The sequence below is a fragment of the Nocardia wallacei genome, assembly GCF_014466955.1.
GTDB classification, from domain to species: domain Bacteria; phylum Actinomycetota; class Actinomycetes; order Mycobacteriales; family Mycobacteriaceae; genus Nocardia; species Nocardia wallacei.
Genome location: NZ_AP023396.1, coordinates 1,304,993 through 1,322,912, shown reverse-complemented (window position 1 = coordinate 1,322,912; position 17,920 = coordinate 1,304,993). Strand labels below are relative to the sequence as shown.

The window sequence follows — 17,920 nt, the reverse complement described above, 5'->3', positions numbered from 1 at the left end:
GCGGTGAGCGGCGCCCGGCGCCAGCAGTTCGTCCGTCGGAAGGGTGAGTGCACGTATGAGTGGCGAGGACGCCGCAACCGGCCGTCCGCATCGATTCGCTCCGACCGAACATTTGGCGAGCGAGGCCATCGCCGCCTACGTCGACGGCGAACTCCGGATGAACGCATATCTGCGCGCCGCCGAGCATCTCGCCAAATGCCCCGAGTGCGCGGCCGAAGTCGATTCCCAGCAACAGGCGCGCATCGCCCTGCGGCAAGCCGCGCAACGGCAGATCGCCGCGCCGGGGAATTTGCACGACACCCTGAGCCGCATTCCCCTGGCAAATCTCTCCGACCACATGGACGAGATGACCCGGGGGGCGAGTTTTCTAGGGCTGCGGGCGGATTCGTTCCGCTTCGTCTCCACCGATCGCGAATTCTCTTCGGAGAGCAGGCGGTGGACCGGATGGTGGCGCAAGTAGAGTTCCACACGTGACCACCGAATCGACGAACACCGGATCACAGCCCGAACAGCCCGGCGCGTCGCCGACAGACGCTGTGTCGGATTCGGCGGCCGAACGGGGGAACCTGAGGCCGCCGGACGCGCCCGTGCTGGGGCCGCGGCCGGTCTACCGGCCCGACATCGATAAGCACACCGCGCGCGCGTTCCGCCGCCCCGACGGGCAGACCGGTTCCTTCTCCGCGCACCAGCCCGGCGCCGTCGGCGCGGCCCGCCACGACGGCCCCGAACTGGTGAACCGGCCGCCCGACGCGGTACTGGCCGAGGCGTTCGGCCGTCCCGAGGGGTCCGACGAACTGCTGCAGCGCGACCCGGACGCGACACGCGACGAGAGCCCGGTCGCCGGACCGGCCGACCCCTGGCGTGATCCCGAGGCCGCGGCCCGGCTGGGCGCGCCCGCCATCGGTACCCCGCGCGAGGCGCCGCTGCCGCCCGCCACTCGGCTCACCGCCCGCGAGGTGCTGTTCGGCAAGAAGGTCGCGCCCGCCGCGCTCGCGACCCTCGCGGTCATCGCCCTGGCGATCGGCCTGGTCGGCGGCCTGATCGGCCGGTTCACCGGCGATTCGGCCTCGGCGCTCACCTCACGCAAGATCGCCCTCCAGCAGGAGGAGTCCTCGGACAAGCCGCACGGCCAGGTCGCGAAGGTGGCCGACGCGGTGCTGCCCGCGGTGGTGCAGATCCGCGAGACGGTGGGCGAGAACGGCGCGCTCGGCTCGGGTGTGGTCATCGACGGCGCGGGTTACATCGTCACCAACAATCACGTGGTCTCGATGGTCGGGCTGGACAAGTCGGGCCGCGGCAAGATCCAGGTCACCTTCTCCGACGGCACCAAGGCCCCGGCCCGCATCGTCGGCCGCGACCCCAAGACCGACCTCGCGGTGCTCAAGGTCGATGTCAAGAATCTGACGGTGGCCCGATTGGGCAAATCCGAGGATGTCCAGGTGGGTGACGACGTGCTCGCGATCGGTTCGCCGCTGGGCCTGACCAAGACGGTCACCTCCGGCATCGTCAGTGCTCTGAACCGGCCGATGGCCGAACCCACCGAGCCCGGTGACGACACCGCCGGCGCCTTCGACGCCGTGCAGACCGACGCCGCGATCAATCACGGCAACTCCGGTGGCGCGCTGGTCGACAGCGAGGGACGGTTGATCGGCATCAATACCGCCATTCGCAGCGAGAGCGGCGGTTCGGTCGGCCTGGGCTTCGCCATCCCGGTGGATCTGGTGCAGCGCATCGCCCAGACGCTCATCCGCGACGGCAAGGTGGCCCACCCGTGGCTGGGCGTCACCGCCCGGCAGAAGACCGTGGAGAACGACGCCATGAGTGGCGCGGCGGTCGCCGACGTGTCGAGCGGCGGCCCCGCCGCCAAGGCCGGGATCGTCGAGGGTGACGTGATCGTGCGGGTCGCGGGCCGCGAGGTGACCGAGCCCGCGGAGCTGACCGTGGCCGTGCAGTCGCGCCGGATCGGTGAGACAGTGACCTTCCAGGTGATCCGCGACGGCCGTCAGGTCGACGTGCCGGTCACGCTGGAATCCGACGAGAACGCTCCCAAGCAGCCTTAGTAGCCTGGTCGTATGTTCGATATCGGATGGGCCGAGATGGTGATCCTGGTGGTCGCCGCCTTGGTGATCCTCGGGCCGGAGCGGCTGCCGGGGGCGATCCGCTGGACCGCGCAGAGCCTGCGGCAGGTGCGCGACTACGCCAGCGGGGCCACCAGTCAGCTGCGCAGCGAGCTGGGCCCGGAGTTCGACGAGATCCGCAAACCGCTGCAGGACCTCAATGAGCTCCGGCGGCCGCTGGAGCAGTTCCGCGGCATGACGCCGCGGGCGGCGGTGACCAAACACCTGCTGGACGGCGATGATTCGTTGTTCACCGGCAGGTTCGACAAACCGTCCAGTATGCCCAACGGCTCGGATTATTCGCCGCCCGCGACATATTCCGCACCCGAGCCGCCGAAACCGCTGGCGCGCAACGAGAAGCCGCCGATCGATTTCGATGCGACCTAGCGAGGCAATCGAATTGCCGTGGCTACCACGGACGATTCTGGTCAGCAGGTATTCCCGATCGGAACTTTTGCCCGCAATTCCGGTGCAGGCCGGAGCGTTTTCGTCAACGGGACTAGACACATCCCGCTGTCGAGCTATCTAGACTGCGCACATGTCGGCCGACGAGGTGGCACGGGTGTTCGCGATCGAGGACAAGGTCGAGCGCCTCAAAGCTGCCACCGATGGGGTCGCCCAGGCCCAGCAGACCATCAACGAGCTCACCAGGATTCGGCGAGCCGTCATCCGCGAACTGCATGCCGAAGGCTGGACCTTCGCCAGAATCGGTGCCGCGGCGGGACTTTCACGTGCCCGGATCCATCAGGTCAGCACGCAGGGCCCGGTGCCGGAGGGCTTGTTCTTCGGGCACGGCCCGCTGACCATCCTGACCCCGGACGTGCGCAGCACGACGCGCGCCGCGCCGCTGGTGGGCGCGCCCGACGCCGCAGCCCCGCATCGCCTGGTGGAGTTGTTGCGGGAGTTGGGATTCGCCGCGAACGTGGAGCGTTTCCTGCCCGGGCGCCCGCTGGACCTCGACCGCGACGGACTGATCGTGCTCGGCGGTCCCGAACTGTCCCCGAGCCTGCGCTACCTGGCCGCGGCGGATCCCCGGTTGCGCCGCACGGTGGCGCGGGCGGGGCGGGTGCGCCGCGGCATCGAGGATCGCGCCGCCCGCCGGGTGTACCGGCCGGGCGGCACCGAACCCTACGACATCGCGTATCTGGCCCGCCTCCCCCGCCCCGACGGCCGCGGCACCGTGCTGGTGGTCGACGGGCTGCACCCGCCCGGCTCGCTGGGAGCCATCCGCCTGCTCGCCACCCGCCTGGCCACCCTGCACGAACGCGCGGGACTGCATCCCTTCTCCGCGGTGGTCGGCGTCCGCTACGACCGCAACACCGGCGAGCCACTCGAAGCCGACCTGCTCACGCCCATCTACCGACACGAAAGGTAAAACCCCCCAATACTTCCCGACCTCTACCCGGGAACCCCCACCGAGCGCAGGCAGCATGCACGCCGCCCAACCGACACCGGGCACGGGCAGAATGCACGCGGCCCGACCGACACCACGCCGGGCACGGGCAGAATGCATGTCGCCCGACCGACGCTGGGCACGGGCAAATGCATGCCGCCTGCGATTTTTCAGGCGGCTACCTCGGCCGGGCGGAGGGTGTTCATCGGGGGGCGATCGGCGAGAGATACTTCGGTGGACAGGGCCGTGAATTCGCCTCCTACCAACGGGAATTGGGTCAGCGCGGCGCCCGAGTCACGAATACCGCTGCGGCGCAGGACGGTTCCCAGGATCTGGCGGCTCATGACGCCCAGATCCGACAGCGGGCGGTTGCGATGCGTGCGCACGCCGAGGTTCACCTGGCCGATGGCCGACAGGCCCAGCAGGTCGTAGGTGTCGAGCAGCAGGCCGATTTCGACGCCGTAGCCCGGGGCGAACGGCACGGCGGTGAGCAGTTCCCGGGTGCCCGCGTACTCCCCGCCCAACGGCTGCAGCACCTGGCACAGATCGGGCCGCAGCGCCGACAGCAGCGGGCGCGCCACCAGCTCGGTCACCCGGCCGCCGCCGTTGTGGTCGACCGAGTCGCCGTGGCGCAGCGGGCGGCGATAGTAGGCCTTGACCAGATGCATGCCGTCGACCATCAGCAGCGGACCGAGCAGCCGGGGCACGAATGCGGGATCGGGATCGATCAGGTCCGAATCGACGAAGGCGATCAGATCGCCGCTGGTGGCGGCCAGCGAACGCCACAGCACCTCGCCCTTGCCGGGTACCGGATCCAGTTCCGGTACCGCCTGTTCGCGCGACACCACGCGGGCGCCCGCGGCGCGGGCCCGCTCGGCGGTGGCGTCGGTGGAGCCGGAGTCCAGCACCACCAGTTCGTCGACCAGCGTGCCGACCAGTGGCCGGATGCTGGCGACCACGTCGGCGACGGTGCGCTCCTCGTTCAGTGCGGGTAACACCACCGAGACGGTGCGCCCGTGCTTGGCGGCGACCAGTTCGTCGACCGTCCACTCCGGGCTGTCCCACGTGTTGGTGAGTGCCCAGTCCGTTGTGCCGTCGGATTCGATAACCAATTCGGGGTTGGTCGTCATACCAGACCTCGCAGAGTTCGTGCCGGGGGCCGGATGCCCTGGATTGCCGCGATCATGTCCACCACCCGCCGGGTCGCGGCGACCTCGTGGACGCGGAAGACCCGGGCGCCGGCCGCCGCCGCCCACGCGGTCGCTGCCAATGTGCCCTCCAATCGCTCGGACAGGCCGACACCAAGAGTCTCTCCGATGAAATCCTTGTTGCTCAGCGCCATCAAGACCGGCCATCCGGTGTTTACAAGAACGTCCGACGCCCGCAACAGTGCGAGACCGTGATAAGTGTTCTTGCCGAAATCATGGGTCGGATCGATCAAAATCGAGCTTCGGTCCACCCCGGCCGCCGCAGCATTTTCGGCGGACCGTACCAACGTGTCGGTGACCTCGCCGACCACGTCGGCGTAGCGCACCCGATGCGGCCGGGTCCGCGGCCGCGCGCCGCCGGTGTGGCTGCACACGATCCCGGCGCCCAGTTCCGCGGCCACCGTGACCAGATCCGGGTCCGCGCCCGCCCACGTGTCGTTGATCAGATCGGCGCCCTCGGCCACCGCCGCCCGCGCGACCTCGGCGCGCCAGGTGTCGATGCTGATCAGCAGATCGGGATAGCGATCGCGGATGGCCGCCACGAACGGCACCACCCGCCGCGCCTCGGCCGCCGCGTCCACCTCGTCGCCGGGACCGGCCTTCACTCCGCCGATGTCGACCAGGTCGGCGCCCTCGTCGACCGCGCGTGCCACCGCCGCCATGGCGGCCTCGTCGGTGAAGGTGGCGCCGCGGTCGTAGAAGGAGTCCGGCGTGCGATTCACGATCGCCATCACCAGCGCCCGGTCCGTCGCCACCGGTTTCCCGCACAAGGTGGGCAACGGCGGCGTCGAACTCATGCCCTCGACTGTACCGACCGCTGTCGCACCGACCTCGCAAACCTCCCGCGTCTACGCGGGTTTGCGCCCCGCGGCCACCTCGTCGGCGTAGCCGTCGTAATAGGGGACGTAGCCTTCGGCCCGGCCGGACAGCACGTAGAGGGTGCTCGCCGCGTCGGGGGTGTAGCCCTGTTTGCGCAATTCGACCTTGCGGCTCTTGAACGTCGAGGTGGTCTCCAGCTCGGCCACGACGCGTACGAACAGCGGCACCGCGTAGCCGGGCAGCCGCTCGTACAGGTGCGCGGCCAGCGCCGGGCCGTCGAGTTCCGCATCGGACCGCAGCGTCACCGCGGCCATGCCCGCCTTGCCGTCGGCGCCCGGCACGTCGACGCCGTAGACCACGGCCTGGGTGACCTGCTCGATACCGTCGAAAGCGCCCTCCACCTCGGTTGTCGCCACGTTCTCGCCCTTCCAGCGGAACGTGTCGCCGAGGCGGTCGGCGAAAGCGATGTGGCGCCAACGCTGATCGCGCACCAGATCGCCGGTGTCGAACCAGGCATCGCCGGGCTGGAAGGCGTCGCGCACCAGCTTCGACTCGGTGGCCGACGCGTCGGTGTAACCGTCGAACGGCGACCGGCTGGTTACCTTGGACAGCAGCAGTCCCGTCCCGCCCGGCCGCACCCGGCGCAACCGGCCGTCCTCGAACCTCTTGGCCTTCCCGGTCTCGTCGTCGAATTCGACCACCGCGTACGGCAGCGGCCCGAAGCCCGCCGTGCGATCGACGCCGAAAGCGTTGATGAAGGCGGTGTTCCCCTCGCTCGAGGCATAGAACTCGACGATGCGCTTGATCCGGAACCGGTCGCGGAACTCGTCCCACAGCTCCGGGCGCAGCCCGTTGCCGACCGCCAGCCGCAGCGCGTGCTCCCGCTCGGCCGGCTGCTCGGGCTGGTTGAGCAGATAGCGGCACAGCTCGCCGATATAGATGAACGCGGTGGCCCGGTTGGCGATCACCTCGTTCCAGAACGCCGACGCCGAGAACTTGCGGCCGATGGCGAAGGTCGCGCGCGCACCCAGCACCGCGCCGAGGGCCACCGTCAGCGCGTTGTTGTGATACAGCGGCAGGCAGCAGTACATGGTGTCGTCACCGCGCAGCCGGATGCCGAGGCCGCCGAGCCCGGCCATGCTCTTGGTCCACCGCAGATGCGTCATGACGCTGGCCTTGGGCAGCCCGGTCGTGCCGGAGGTGAAGATCAGAAATGCCTTCTCGCGGGCGCGGACATCGGCACACACCGGCGGGTCGGTGGCGTCGGCCGAACGGGCCAGTTCCGCCAGCTCCTCGGTGTACAGCAGGTTGCCGGGCGGTTCGGGCAGCGAGTCCAGCGCGTCGCGGCACTCCTCCCCGATCACGTTCACCACGCTGTCCAGCAGTCCGAAGCTGTGCGCCAGCACCTGTTCGCGCTGATTGTGGTTCAGCAGGCCGACCGTCGCGCCCAGCTTCACCGTGGCCAGCACCACGAACAGCGTCTCCGGCCGGTTGGTCATCAGCACCCCGACCACGTCGCCGCGCCGCACCCCGCGCTCGGTCAGCACGCTCGCGTATCGATTGACCTCGGCGTTGGCATCGAGATACGAATATTCGCGGCCCTCGAAACGGACGAAGGTGCGCAACGGATTCCGGCGCGCGGCGCGCTGGAAGTGCAGCCCGACCGACGCCTTGTCGTCCGGCCGGACCAGCATGCCGAGCGCGCCGCGGATCATGCCGAGCGCGTCGAGGGCCATCCCGGGCAGGCGGCGGGCGATATCGAGCAGGGTGACGTCGGTCTGGGTGTCCGTCACTGTTCCTCCGGAAGCGATGTCGTCAGCGCGTCGAACGCGGCCGTCAGGTCCGCCGACACGGTAATCCGATCCAGGGCGGCCTTTCCGACGAAACCGGCGTCGCGGATGCCGTCGAGCCATTCGAACAGCCCGCGGTAGTGGCCGTGCGGGTCGAGCACCACCAGCGGCTTGTCGTGCAGGCCCAGGTAACCGCCGGTCCAGGCCTCGAAGAACTCTTCCAGCGTGCCGATCCCGCCGGGCAGGGTCAGGAAGGCGTCGGCGCGGTCCTCCATGATCTGCTTGCGTTCCCGCATGGTGTCGGTGACGACCAGTTCGTCGGCGTCGACATCGGCGACCTCGAGATGCACCAGCTGCTTGGGGATCACGCCGATGGTGCGGGCGCCCCCGGCGCGGGCCGCGGTGGCGACCGCGCCCATCATCGACACGTGCCCGCCGCCGGACACCAATTGCCAACCGCGCCGGGCGATCTCGGTGCCGACCTGGGCGGCCAGCCGCAACTGCGCCGGGTCCGCGGCACTGGCCGAGCAGTACACGCACACCGCGTAGGGTCCGTCGCTCACCACTGGTCCTCCGTTCCCAGCACCTGCTCGGCGCGGCTGCGCGCCGCGGCCAGCACGATCTCCACTACTTCCTCCACACTGTCGGTGACGTGCAGCAGACCCAGATCACCGGGCGAGATCTTGCCCGACCCGCCCAGCGAATCGCGCAGCCAGTCGACCAGCCCACCCCAATAGCGCGTGCCGAACAGCACGATCGGGAACCGGGTGATCTTGTGCGTCTGCACCAGCGTCAGCGCCTCGAACAATTCGTCCAGGGTGCCGAAGCCGCCGGGCAGGCAGATGAACGCCTGCGAGTACTTCACGAACATGGTCTTGCGGGCGAAGAAGTAGCGGAAGTTGATGCCCAGATCCACCCAGTCGTTGAGGCCCTGCTCCATCGGCAGCTCGATACCCAGCCCCACCGAGAACCCGCCCGCCTCCGACGCGCCGCGGTTGGCCGCCTCCATCACGCCCGGGCCGCCGCCGGTGATCACCGCGAAGCCCGCGTCGGCGAGCGCACTGCCGATCGCGCGGGCGGCCTGGTACTCGGGCGTATCCGGCTGGGTGCGGGCGGAGCCGAATACCGCTACCGCCCTGGGGATCTCGGCGAGCGCACCGAAACCCTCCACGAACTCGCTCTGGATGCGCAGCACCCGCCACGGGTCGGTATGCACCCAGTCGGTCGGGCCGCGACCGTCCAGCAAATGCTGATCGGTGGTCCCGCTCTCCTCTTTGCGATCGCGGCGCAACATTATCGGCCCGCGAAACTTCGGCGCCGACTTCTGCGATCGGGCGGACACTGGCTCCGAGTCGGTGGACATGCCGCCAAGGGTAGCGGGACCGCTCGGTCAGCTCCTGCCCGTCAGATAGGTGCGCAGGATCTGGGTGACGTTGGTGATCTGGGTGGTGGGGACGCGCTCGTCGATCTTGTGAGCCAGATTCGGGTCGCCGGGGCCGAAATTCACCGCGGGGATGCCGCGGGCGGCGAAGCGGGACACGTCGGTCCAGCCGTACTTGGCGCGAACTCCGCCACCGCCGTGCGCGTGCACCCGTTCCACCAGGTTCTTCGCGGCGGGAGCGGACAGGCCGGGCAGGGCGCCGGGAGCGCCGTCGGTGCGTTCGAAACCGATGTCCAGGCCCGAGAACAGTTGCCGCACATGCTCGGTCGCCTCGTCCAGCGAACGATCCGGCGCGAAGCGGAAATTCACCACCACCTCGGCCTCGTCGGGGACCACGTTGCCCGCCACGCCGCCGTCGACGCGGACCGCGGACAGGCCCTCGCGGTAGACGCAGCCGTCGATGTCGACCTCGCGCGCCCGATAGTCGCGCAGGCGTTCGAGAATCGGCGCCAGGTGGTGAATCGCGTTGTCCCCCAGCCAGGCTCGCGCCGAATGCGCCCGGATACCCGACGTCGTGAGCCGGGCCCGCAGCGTGCCCTGGCAGCCCGCCTCGATCCAGCCCGCCGAGGGCTCGCCCAGGATCGCCAGGTCGCCGTCCAGCCAGTGCGGCAGTTCGCGCTCGATGCGGCCGAGGCCGTTGAACTCGGCGGCGATCTCCTCGCAGTCGTAGAAGATCAGCGTCAGGTCGCACACCGGATCGGCGACGGTGGCGGCCAGGTGCAGGAACACCGCGTCGCCGGACTTCATGTCGACGCTGCCGCACCCGTACAGCACCTGCTCGCCGTTCTCGACCTCGAACCGGCCCGGCACATTCCCGGCGATCGGGACGGTGTCGAGGTGCCCGGCCAGGATCACCCGGTGTGGCAGCCCCCGATCGGTGCGGGCCAGCACGGTGTTGCCGTGGCGCAGCACCTGGAAGCCGGTGGTCTGCTCGCGGAGCGCCCAGGTCACGGTGTCGGCGATCGCGGCCTCGTCGCGCGACACGCTCGGCATGTCGACGAGGGCCGCGGCGAGGGTGATGGGGTCGGCGCGCAGGTCGATGGTCACTCCACTCACCCTAGTGGCGCGCTAATACACTCGGCTGCGTGAGTACACAGGGAGCATCCGCAGTCGGCCTCGCCACGGTGACCGTGAACGGCACCGTTCTCGACACCTGGTTTCCGTATCCCGAACTCGGGGAGTTCGCCGAGACGGGCACCACGAAGCTGAGCGCGGCCGATCCCGAATACACCCGGTTCGCCGAACTGGTCGGGTTCGACGAGGCCCGCCGCGTGGACGTGGTCGCGGTGCGCACCACCATCGCCGACCTGGCCGCGGCCCCCGCCGACACCCACGACGTGTACCTGCGGCTGCACCTGCTCTCGCACCGGCTGGTCCGGCCGCACGGCCTGAGCCTCGAGGGCCAGTTCGGCCTGCTCGCGAACGTGGTGTGGACCAACCACGGCCCCTGCGCGATCGAGGAGTTCGAACTGGTGCGCGCCAAGCTGCGCGCCCGCGGGCCGGTCACGGTGTACGGGGTGGACAAGTTCCCCCGCATGGTCGACTACGTGCTGCCCAGCGGCGTCCGCATCGCCGAGGCCGACCGGGTGCGCCTGGGCGCGCATCTGGCCGAGGGCACCACCGTCATGCACGAGGGCTTCGTGAACTTCAACGCCGGGACGCTGGGCGCCTCGATGGTGGAGGGCCGCATCTCCGCGGGCGTGGTGGTCGGCAACGGCTCCGACATCGGCGGCGGCGCCTCGATCATGGGCACCCTGTCCGGCGGCGGCAAGGAGGTCATCTCGATCGGCGAGCGCTGCCTGCTCGGCGCCAATGCCGGCCTGGGCATCTCACTCGGCGACGACAGCGTCGTGGAGGCCGGGCTCTACCTCACCGCCGGCAGCAAGGTGGCGCTGCCCGACGGCCGGACGGTCAAGGCGCTGGAACTGTCCGGGCAGTCCAATCTGCTGTTCCGCCGCAACTCGCTGACCGGCACGGTCGAGGTGGTGGCACGCCAGGGCACCGGCATCGAACTCAACGCCGTGCTGCACGCGAACTGACTATTCGATACCGAAGGCCAGCACGCGCTCGGGAGTGATCCGGATCAGCTCGCGCGACGCGCCCGCCAGGTAGGTGTCGACATCGCGCAGAGCCTGTGCGGTGCCACGGATTTCGAGGCACCGCACCTCCCAGGGTTGCACCGAGGCGATGTCGTCGACGACGAACGCCACCCGTTCCTCCTTGGCGAGGTTGCGGAACTTCTGCGAGGCGCCCATGTCGCGGCCCGCGATATCGATGGTGCCGAGGGCCTCGTTGTAGCGGAAGCCGACCGGATTGTTCTGCGGCGACCCGTCGGGGCGGATCGTGGCGAGCCGCCCCAGGCGCTGGCTGCGCAGGTAGTCGATCTGGGCGGGCGACAGCGTTGCGATCATGCGCCGACCGTACAACCTCGAGCGCGGTCGAGGTCAATCGAGTATTCGGGCCCGCGTCAGCCCAGCAGTTTCTTCTGCACCTTGCCCATGGCATTGCGCGGAAGTGCCGCCACCAGCCGCACCTCCCGCGGCCGCTTGTGAGCCGAGAGCTGCTGGGCCACATGGTCGATCAGCTCCCGCTCGTCGGGCCGCGCCCCGTCGCGCGCGACGACGAACGCGACGATGCGCTGCCCGAGGTCCGCGTCCGGCACCCCGATCACCGCGACCTCGGCGACGGCGGCGTGCCCGAGCAGGCAGGTCTCGATCTCCCCGGCGCCGATGCGATAACCGCCGGACTTGATCAGGTCGACCGACTCGCGCCCGACGATGCGGTGGAACCCCTCGGCGTCGATGGCGGCCACGTCGCCGGTGACGAACCAGCCGTCGTCGGTCCAGCAGGCGGCGGTGGCCTCGGGCCGGTTCAGGTAGCCGTCGAACAGCATCGGGCCGCGCACCTGCAGGCCGCCGATGCTCTCGCCGTCGTGCGGCACGGCCGCGCCCGCCTCGTCTCGCAGCCGGGTCTGGACTCCGGCCACCGGGGTGCCCACCCATCCCGGCCGGCGTTCCCCGTCGGCGCGGGTGGACAGCGTGATCATGGTCTCGCTCATGCCGTATCGCTCGACCGGGGCCCGGCCGGTCAGCTCGCGCAGCCGCTCGAACACCGGCACCGGCAGCGGTGCGCTACCGGAAACCAGCAGCCGGGCGTTGGCCAATTCCCGTGCGGCCGCAGGCTCTTCGACGATGCGTGACCACACCGTGGGCACTCCGAAGTACAGGCTGCCCTGCGCCGCCGCGTACGCCGCCGGAGTCGGCCTACCGGTGTGCACCAGCGGGCTGCCGATGCGTAACGGGCCGAGTACGCCGAGGATCAGGCCGTGCACGTGGAACAGCGGAAGTCCGTGCACCAGAGTGTCTTTCGAGGTCCACGCCCAGGACTCGGCCAGCGCGTCCAGCCCCGCGGCGATGGCGGCCCGGCCGAGCATCACCCCCTTGGGCGCACCCGTGGTCCCGGAGGTGTAGAGCACGAAAGCCGTTGTGTCCGGGCCTGGTTCGGGATACCGGTGCCACGACCGCGCGTGCCGCCGCACCGGAACCACCGGCAGCTCGGCGCCCTCCGGCGCCTCGCCCAGCCACGCCCGCGCACCCGAATCGGTGAGGATGTGCTCGAGTTCGGCCGCACCCGAGTCCGGCGGCACCGGCACCGCGGTCACCCCGGCGATCAGGCAGCCGACCACCGCGAGCACGGTCGACACGGTCGGGCGGGCCAGTATCGCCACCCGGTCCACACCGGCGATCCGCTCCGCCACCGAGGTGGCCGCGCCGATCAGATCGCTGCGCGACAGCGTGGTCCCGTCGATGGTGACGGCATCGGGAATATCGGCCCCGGCGGCCACGGCGGCCGGATCCAGCGACCTCAACAGCGGCAACGACCCATACGACACGCGCCAAACCTACCAATGCCGCACCCGCCCCGGTCGGCGCGTGGATCTTCGCCTGTGACGGTTGACACAGCCGTGAGTGGGTGAGAGCGTTGATATACATCCTTCTCACGAAGAACGGGGTCGACGATGACCAGCCCGCTTCGCGCGACGACGCCCGACCCGGCGCCGGACCGCGGCTTCGACATCACCCGGCACCTGGACGGTTCCGCAGCCTTCTTCGGCGCCGCGGCCAATGTCATCATGCAGCTCAGCACGCCGCCGGTCGGGTACGGCGTCATGGAGAGCACCGTCGACAGCGGCAAGATCTTCGTGCACCCGATCAAGCGCACCCGCACGACGCTCACCTATCTGGCGGTGGCCCTGCTGGGCAGCGACGACGAGCGCGCCGCCTACCGCGACGCCGTCAACCGCTCGCACCGCCCGGTGCGTTCCACCGCGAGCAGTCCGGTGAAGTACAACGCCTTCGATCCGCGCCTGCAGCTGTGGGTGGCGGCATGTCTCTACTGGGGCGCCCGCGATCTGCACGAACGGATGCACGGCCCGACGCCCGACGCCGAGGCGGACGCCTTCTACCGGCACGCCGCCCGGCTCGGGACGACCTTGCAGATGCCGCCGGAGCTGTGGCCGCCCGACCGGGCCGCGTTCGACCGGTACTGGGCGGCGAATCTCGCGCGGACGACCATCGACCCGCCCGTGCGCGACTACTTCCAGGACCTGATCGATCTGAAGATGTTCCCGCGCCCGATCCAGTTGGCGTTCGGGCGGTTTCACCGCTTCGTCGTCGCCGGTCTGCTGCCACCGCACCTGCGCGCACAGATGGGCATGGAGTGGAGCGAGCACGACGAGCGGCGACTGGCCCGGCTGTTGCGCACCGTCGGCGCGGTGGAGGCGCGCCTGCCCACGCCGGTCAAGGTGTTCCCCATCAGCGCGTTCCTGCTGGACCTGCGCATCCGCCGGCGGCTCGGGCGGCCCTTGGTCTAGGGGATGCGGAAGCCCGGCACCACGTGCTCGCGGGCGAATCGGCGCAGCGCCGCGTCGTCGTCCAGCGGAATGACCGTCTGCGGCGTCAGCGCCATCGACAGTGAGGTGCGCGCGATCATCTCGGCCAGCGGCTGCGGGTCGTACTGCGGCAGTTTGCCTTCCGCCTGCAGCCGGGCGATGAACTCGGCCAGGTAGTCGCGGCCCAATTCGATCACCGGGCCGCCCTGCACGGTCAGATACGGCAGCACGATCTCCGGCTCGGTCTTCAGCAGCCGATCGAGCAGCCGGTTGCCGCGCAGGCCGTCGAGGAAGGCCACGAACAGCTCCACGATCTGATCCTCGGCGCTGGCGTCGCGGTCGATCTGCTGCTGCACGGCCGCGTCCACCCGGTCGATGAACTGCCGCGCCTGCCGCAGGCCGACCGCCTGGATCAGGTCGGATTTGCCCGCGAAACGGCGATACAGTGTGGCCAGCGAGAGCCCGCCGCGCCGGGCCACCTCCACCATGCTGGTCCGCTTGATGCCGAAGTCGAGAAAGGCCAGCAGTGCCGCGTCGAGCACTTGGGCCTGGTTGCCGTCGGTACCCGCCCCACGCACCAGCGGCAGCAGTTTGGCCAGCTTGGCCATGACTTCCCCTTCCCGCTCGCCACGATGACAGTGAAATCATCGCACATTGACACCCCGCCAACTCGATGAGAAGGTGAGAACCTAAGTTTCTCACATTTCTCGCGCCCACCGGGCGCGAAGCGAGATCTAGGAGACGTGTCGACGATGACCGCCGCCCTGCGTGACACCGGCCACGAGCCGGACCGCCCGGAATCGACCCTGACCCCGGAAACCGTCCGCGACCACATCGACGGCGTCGCCGCCTTCCTCGGTGGCGCCGCGAACGTGATCATGCAGCTCAGCCACCCGCCGGTGGGCTACGGCGTGCTGGAGAGCACCGTCGACAGCGGCAAGGTCACGCTGCACCCGCTCAAGCGGCTGCGCACCACCCTCACTTACCTCGCCGTCGCCTGGATGGGCACCGACGCGGACCGCGCGGCGTATCGGGATGCGGTCAACGGCTCGCACCGGCCGGTGCACTCGAAGCCGGGCGCGCCGGTGAAGTACAACGCCTTCGACCCGAAGCTGCAGCTGTGGGTGGCGGCGTGCCTGTACTGGGGCGTCGACGACCTCTACACCCGCATGCGCGGACCGATGGAACCCGGACTGGCGGAAGAGTTCTACCGTTACAGCGCCCGGCTGGGCACCACGTTGCAGATGCGCCCGGAGATGTGGCCCGCCGATCGGGCCGCCTTCTTCCGGTACTGGGAGGAGAACCTGGCCCAGCGCACCATCGACGAGCCGGTGCGCCGCTACTTCGACGACCTGATCGATCTGCGCATGACGCCGCGGCCGGTGCCGGTGGTGTTCGGCCGCTTCCACCGCTTCACCGTGACCGCCCTGCTACCCCAGCACCTGCGCGACGAGATGGGCATGACCTGGACCGCCCGCGACGAGCGCCGGTTCCGCCTGGTGCTGAAGGCGATCTCGGCGGTGTGGACGCGCCTGCCCGCGGTGATCCGCGCGGCCCCGTTGAACACCTATCTCGCGGACATGCGCCTGCGCCGCCGGCTGGGCATGCCGCTGGTGTGAGCGGCGGCTCGACCGCAACCCTTACCATCCGTTGCGTGAGCGACGAGATCGAGCTGCGACCGTGCGCGGGCCCCGCCGAGTTCCCGAGGTTGGTGAACGTCTGGCGCAGCGCCGTCCTGACCACCCACGACTTCCTGACGCCGGAGGATTTCGCCGACATCGAGCAGCACCTGGCCGACGACTACTTCCCCGCGGTCGAACTCACGGTCGCCACCCGCGGCGGCGGGATCGTCGGCTTCTCCGGACTGGCAGCGGGCCAGCTCGAGATGCTGTTCATCGATGACGCACACCGCGGCAGCGGCGTCGGGTCGGCACTGCTGCGCGCGGCCCTCGACCGCTATCCGTCCCTGACCGTCGATGTCAACGAGCAGAACCCGCAGGCCCTCGGCTTCTATCTGCACCACGGCTTCGTCGTGACCGGGCGCTCCGAGACCGACTCCGAAGGTCGGCCCTACCCGCTGGTCCACCTCGTCCACGCGGTCCGGGGCGACTGAGAACGGCCTCAGTCGGTCAGGCGTCGCGCGGCGGCGGCGATGCGTTCGTCGGTGGCGGTCAGGGCGATGCGGACATGTTCGGTACCGGTGGGCCCGTAGAAGTCGCCGGGGGCCGCGAGGATGCCGCGCTCGGCCAGCCAGTCCAGAGTGGTGCGGCAGTTCTCGCCGCGGGTGGACCACAGGTACAGGCCCGCCTGTGAGTGATCGATCCGGAAATCGGCCTGCTGCAACGCTTTTCGCAACACCTCGCGGCGAGCGCGGTACAGCTCCCGCTGCCGGGCCTCGTGCGCGTCGTCACCGAGCGCGGCGGTCATGGCGGACTGCACCGGGAACGGCACCATCATCCCGGCGTGCTTGCGTACCTCGAGCAACTCGCGGACCAGCGCCGGATCGCCGGTCACGAATCCGGCCCGATAGCTGGCCAGATTCGATGTCTTCGACAGCGAGTGGATCGCCAGCAGACCGGTGTGGTCGCCGTCGCAGACCTCGGGATCGAGGATCGACACCGCGCGCTCGTCCCAGGCCAGGCCCAGGTAGCACTCGTCGGATGCGACGACCGCGCCGCGCTCGCGGGCGAAATTCACCACCTTGCGCAGGTGCTCGACTCCCAGCACCCGGCCGGTCGGATTGGACGGCGAATTCAGGAAGATCAGCGCCGGCGACTCCGGACCCAGCCGGGTCAGCCCGTCGGCACGCAGGATGCGGGTGCCCGCCAGCAGCGCGCCGACCTCGTAGGTCGGGTACGCCACCTCGGGAATCACCACCAGATCGGCGGCGCCCAAGCCGAGCAGCCGCGGCAGCCCCGCGATCAACTCCTTGGTGCCGATCGCGGGCAGCACGGCATCCGGCGCCACCCCGGTGATACCGAACCGCCGCTTCAGCGCGTCGACCGCCGCGGCGCGCAATTGGGGAGTGCCGTGTGTGGTCGGGTAGCCGGGCACGTCCGCCACCGCGGCCAGCGCCGCCCGGATCAGCGAATCGACCGGATCGACCGGCGTGCCCACCGACAGGTCGACGATGCCGTCGGGGTGGGCCGCCGCCCGCGCCTTCGCGGAAGCGATGGTGTCCCAAGGAAAATCGGGTAGCAGCGCACTGACCCGGCCACGCTCGAACAATGCCTGCTACTCGCTCGCCATCGGCGGCAGTTCCTTGATGAACGGCGGATCGTAGTCGACCTTGCCGACCTTCGTCGCGCCGCCGGGTGAACCCAGATCGTCGAAGAAGTCGACGTTGGCGTTGACGTATCCGGTCCACTGGTCCGGGGTGTCGTCCTCGTAGAAGATGGCCTCGACCGGGCACACCGGCTCACACGCACCACAGTCCACGCACTCGTCGGGATGGATGTACAGCATGCGGTTGCCCTCGTAGATGCAGTCCACGGGGCATTCCTCGATGCACGCCTTGTCCTTCACGTCAACGCACGGTTCAGCGATGATGTACGGCACTGCCGCTCTCCTAGTCTGGGTCCTTGCCATGCGGGGATACTTCCGCCCGCGCAACAGTATCCCGGCGCTCCTACATTACTACTGGTCAGCCTTGCCTAACTTCGAGGCGTACCGCGTCGCCGCGGCGCCCGGAGCGCCCCTGGTGGGAGCACTGCCGCTCCGATCACGAATCCTGTTCGGCCGGATCGGTTTCCACCGCCGATACCAACATCCGCAGCAGTTCGCGCAATTCCCGCTGCTGCTCCTCGGTGAGCGAGGTCAGCGGTGATCCCGTCCCGAGCCTGGCGAGCACGGCCGCGCGGCTGTCGTGCCCGGCGGAGGTCAGCTCGATCCGCTTGGCGCGCCGGTCGCTGGGGTGCGGTTTGCGCTCGACGAGTCCCTGCGCCTCCAGCCTATCGAGCACGAAGGTGGCATTCGAGGGCTCGCACGTCATTCGGACGGCCAACTCCCGGGCGGTGATCGGTTCCGACAGCTCGCGCAGGGCGATGACCTGCGACGGGGTCAGCCCGAGTTGCTCGGCGACGCGCCGGACATGGACATCGAGGCGCCGGGTGAACGAGTGCACCAGCCGGCACACGTCGCGATCGATCTCGGTGTCCACGGGCGGTTTCGGCGTGGTCTCCGGCCGGGTCATGACACGAGTGTAGCCAGGATCATTCGAGCTGTGATAGTTATAGTTCGAATTATTCGAGCTGTAACTACT

At 69.6% G+C, this 17,920-nt stretch carries 20 protein-coding genes; 8 read left to right on the top strand and 12 right to left on the bottom strand.

Going from position 1 to position 17,920, the window contains the following annotated elements:
• Positions 1-55: 55 nt before the first annotated feature.
• The 4 genes from NWFMUON74_RS06105 (at position 56) to NWFMUON74_RS06090 (ending at position 3,492) form a co-directional block, all read left to right on the top strand.
• On the top strand, positions 56-460 hold the full coding sequence (locus NWFMUON74_RS06105) for a zf-HC2 domain-containing protein (RefSeq protein WP_187687000.1): 405 nt from the start codon (positions 56-58) through the stop codon (positions 458-460).
• 10 nt (positions 461-470) lie between these two features.
• The gene (locus NWFMUON74_RS06100; protein ID WP_187686999.1) at positions 471-2,060 is read left to right on the top strand and encodes a S1C family serine protease; all 1,590 of its coding nucleotides are present in this window, start codon (positions 471-473) and stop codon (positions 2,058-2,060) included.
• A 12-nt stretch (positions 2,061-2,072) separates the two neighbouring features.
• Complete coding sequence (gene tatB / locus NWFMUON74_RS06095) at positions 2,073-2,504, top strand: Sec-independent protein translocase protein TatB (protein ID WP_187686998.1); 432 nt, start codon at positions 2,073-2,075, stop codon at positions 2,502-2,504.
• Between the two features lie 151 nt (positions 2,505-2,655).
• Entirely contained in the window at positions 2,656-3,492 is an 837-nt protein-coding gene (locus NWFMUON74_RS06090; RefSeq protein ID WP_187686997.1) for a hypothetical protein, read from the top strand.
• A gap of 188 nt (positions 3,493-3,680) precedes the next feature.
• Here the strand turns inward: NWFMUON74_RS06090 and NWFMUON74_RS06085 are convergent, their stop codons facing one another.
• The 6 genes from NWFMUON74_RS06085 to dapE are packed head-to-tail and all read right to left on the bottom strand — an operon-like array spanning position 3,681 to position 9,815.
• Positions 3,681-4,640 carry a glucosyl-3-phosphoglycerate synthase gene (locus NWFMUON74_RS06085; RefSeq protein ID WP_187686996.1) on the bottom strand — a complete coding sequence of 320 codons (960 nt, stop codon included), beginning with the start codon at positions 4,638-4,640 and terminating at the stop codon, positions 3,681-3,683.
• Positions 4,637-5,515, bottom strand: a complete 879-nt coding sequence (folP, locus tag NWFMUON74_RS06080) for a dihydropteroate synthase (RefSeq protein ID WP_187686995.1) — start codon at positions 5,513-5,515, stop codon at positions 4,637-4,639. The genes NWFMUON74_RS06085 and folP overlap by 4 nt, the downstream gene beginning before the upstream one ends.
• 51 nt (positions 5,516-5,566) lie before the next feature.
• Positions 5,567-7,330, bottom strand: coding sequence for a long-chain-acyl-CoA synthetase (locus NWFMUON74_RS06075; RefSeq protein WP_187689627.1), 1,764 nt, complete (start codon positions 7,328-7,330; stop codon positions 5,567-5,569).
• Positions 7,327-7,893 carry an LOG family protein gene (locus tag NWFMUON74_RS06070; RefSeq protein ID WP_197986974.1) on the bottom strand — a complete coding sequence of 189 codons (567 nt, stop codon included), beginning with the start codon at positions 7,891-7,893 and terminating at the stop codon, positions 7,327-7,329. The genes NWFMUON74_RS06075 and NWFMUON74_RS06070 overlap by 4 nt, the downstream gene beginning before the upstream one ends.
• On the bottom strand, positions 7,887-8,690 hold the full coding sequence (locus NWFMUON74_RS06065) for an LOG family protein (RefSeq protein ID WP_187686993.1): 804 nt from the start codon (positions 8,688-8,690) through the stop codon (positions 7,887-7,889). Before NWFMUON74_RS06065 ends, NWFMUON74_RS06070 begins: the two co-directional genes overlap by 7 nt.
• 27 nt (positions 8,691-8,717) lie before the next feature.
• Entirely contained in the window at positions 8,718-9,815 is a 1,098-nt protein-coding gene (gene dapE, locus NWFMUON74_RS06060) for a succinyl-diaminopimelate desuccinylase (RefSeq protein ID WP_187686992.1), read from the bottom strand.
• Positions 9,816-9,853: 38 nt separating this feature from the next.
• Between dapE and dapD the strand changes: the two genes are divergently transcribed.
• Complete coding sequence (gene dapD / locus NWFMUON74_RS06055) at positions 9,854-10,807, top strand: 2,3,4,5-tetrahydropyridine-2,6-dicarboxylate N-succinyltransferase (protein WP_187686991.1); 954 nt, start codon at positions 9,854-9,856, stop codon at positions 10,805-10,807.
• Here the strand turns inward: dapD and NWFMUON74_RS06050 are convergent, their stop codons facing one another.
• Both NWFMUON74_RS06050 and NWFMUON74_RS06045 read right to left on the bottom strand, forming a co-directional pair.
• The gene (locus NWFMUON74_RS06050) at positions 10,808-11,179 is read right to left on the bottom strand and encodes a PPOX class F420-dependent oxidoreductase (protein WP_187686990.1); all 372 of its coding nucleotides are present in this window, start codon (positions 11,177-11,179) and stop codon (positions 10,808-10,810) included.
• A gap of 56 nt (positions 11,180-11,235) precedes the next feature.
• Positions 11,236-12,660 carry an acyl-CoA synthetase gene (locus tag NWFMUON74_RS06045; protein ID WP_187686989.1) on the bottom strand — a complete coding sequence of 475 codons (1,425 nt, stop codon included), beginning with the start codon at positions 12,658-12,660 and terminating at the stop codon, positions 11,236-11,238.
• A gap of 126 nt (positions 12,661-12,786) precedes the next feature.
• Between NWFMUON74_RS06045 and NWFMUON74_RS06040 the strand changes: the two genes are divergently transcribed.
• The gene (locus NWFMUON74_RS06040; RefSeq protein ID WP_187686988.1) at positions 12,787-13,641 is read left to right on the top strand and encodes an oxygenase MpaB family protein; all 855 of its coding nucleotides are present in this window, start codon (positions 12,787-12,789) and stop codon (positions 13,639-13,641) included.
• On the opposite strand, the gene NWFMUON74_RS06035 is transcribed toward NWFMUON74_RS06040, so the two are convergent.
• Positions 13,638-14,267, bottom strand: a complete 630-nt coding sequence (locus NWFMUON74_RS06035; RefSeq protein WP_187686987.1) for a TetR/AcrR family transcriptional regulator — start codon at positions 14,265-14,267, stop codon at positions 13,638-13,640. The two genes, NWFMUON74_RS06040 and NWFMUON74_RS06035, sit on opposite strands and share 4 nt — an antisense overlap.
• A 144-nt stretch (positions 14,268-14,411) precedes the next feature.
• Between NWFMUON74_RS06035 and NWFMUON74_RS06030 the strand changes: the two genes are divergently transcribed.
• Together NWFMUON74_RS06030 and NWFMUON74_RS06025 are read left to right on the top strand one after the other, a co-directional pair.
• Positions 14,412-15,278 (top strand): oxygenase MpaB family protein, encoded by an 867-nt coding sequence (locus NWFMUON74_RS06030; RefSeq protein WP_187688958.1) that lies wholly within the window; start codon positions 14,412-14,414, stop codon positions 15,276-15,278.
• A gap of 35 nt (positions 15,279-15,313) precedes the next feature.
• Complete coding sequence (locus tag NWFMUON74_RS06025) at positions 15,314-15,772, top strand: acetyltransferase (protein ID WP_187686986.1); 459 nt, start codon at positions 15,314-15,316, stop codon at positions 15,770-15,772.
• Positions 15,773-15,780: 8 nt separating this feature from the next.
• On the opposite strand, the gene dapC is transcribed toward NWFMUON74_RS06025, so the two are convergent.
• The 3 genes from dapC to NWFMUON74_RS06010 all read right to left on the bottom strand — a co-directional run bounded on the left by dapC (position 15,781) and on the right by NWFMUON74_RS06010 (position 17,851).
• The gene (gene dapC, locus NWFMUON74_RS06020) at positions 15,781-16,887 is read right to left on the bottom strand and encodes a succinyldiaminopimelate transaminase (protein ID WP_187686985.1); all 1,107 of its coding nucleotides are present in this window, start codon (positions 16,885-16,887) and stop codon (positions 15,781-15,783) included.
• A 6-nt stretch (positions 16,888-16,893) separates the two neighbouring features.
• On the bottom strand, positions 16,894-17,217 hold the full coding sequence (fdxA, locus tag NWFMUON74_RS06015) for a ferredoxin (protein ID WP_187686984.1): 324 nt from the start codon (positions 17,215-17,217) through the stop codon (positions 16,894-16,896).
• A 163-nt stretch (positions 17,218-17,380) separates the two neighbouring features.
• Complete coding sequence (locus NWFMUON74_RS06010) at positions 17,381-17,851, bottom strand: MarR family winged helix-turn-helix transcriptional regulator (RefSeq protein ID WP_187686983.1); 471 nt, start codon at positions 17,849-17,851, stop codon at positions 17,381-17,383.
• Positions 17,852-17,920 lie beyond the last annotated feature (69 nt).

Coding starts and splice junctions, on each gene's coding strand:
- NWFMUON74_RS06105 (WP_187687000.1), top strand. CDS start 56: ATGAGTGGCGAGGACGCCGCAACCGGCCGTCCGCATCGATTCGCTCCG.
- tatB (WP_187686998.1), top strand. CDS start 2,073: ATGTTCGATATCGGATGGGCCGAGATGGTGATCCTGGTGGTCGCCGCC.
- NWFMUON74_RS06090 (WP_187686997.1), top strand. CDS start 2,656: ATGTCGGCCGACGAGGTGGCACGGGTGTTCGCGATCGAGGACAAGGTC.
- NWFMUON74_RS06085 (WP_187686996.1), bottom strand. CDS start 4,640: ATGACGACCAACCCCGAATTGGTTATCGAATCCGACGGCACAACGGAC.
- folP (WP_187686995.1), bottom strand. CDS start 5,515: ATGAGTTCGACGCCGCCGTTGCCCACCTTGTGCGGGAAACCGGTGGCG.
- NWFMUON74_RS06065 (WP_187686993.1), bottom strand. CDS start 8,690: ATGTCCACCGACTCGGAGCCAGTGTCCGCCCGATCGCAGAAGTCGGCG.
- NWFMUON74_RS06050 (WP_187686990.1), bottom strand. CDS start 11,179: ATGATCGCAACGCTGTCGCCCGCCCAGATCGACTACCTGCGCAGCCAG.
- NWFMUON74_RS06040 (WP_187686988.1), top strand. CDS start 12,787: ATGACCAGCCCGCTTCGCGCGACGACGCCCGACCCGGCGCCGGACCGC.
- NWFMUON74_RS06035 (WP_187686987.1), bottom strand. CDS start 14,267: ATGGCCAAGCTGGCCAAACTGCTGCCGCTGGTGCGTGGGGCGGGTACC.
- NWFMUON74_RS06030 (WP_187688958.1), top strand. CDS start 14,412: ATGACCGCCGCCCTGCGTGACACCGGCCACGAGCCGGACCGCCCGGAA.
- NWFMUON74_RS06010 (WP_187686983.1), bottom strand. CDS start 17,851: ATGACCCGGCCGGAGACCACGCCGAAACCGCCCGTGGACACCGAGATC.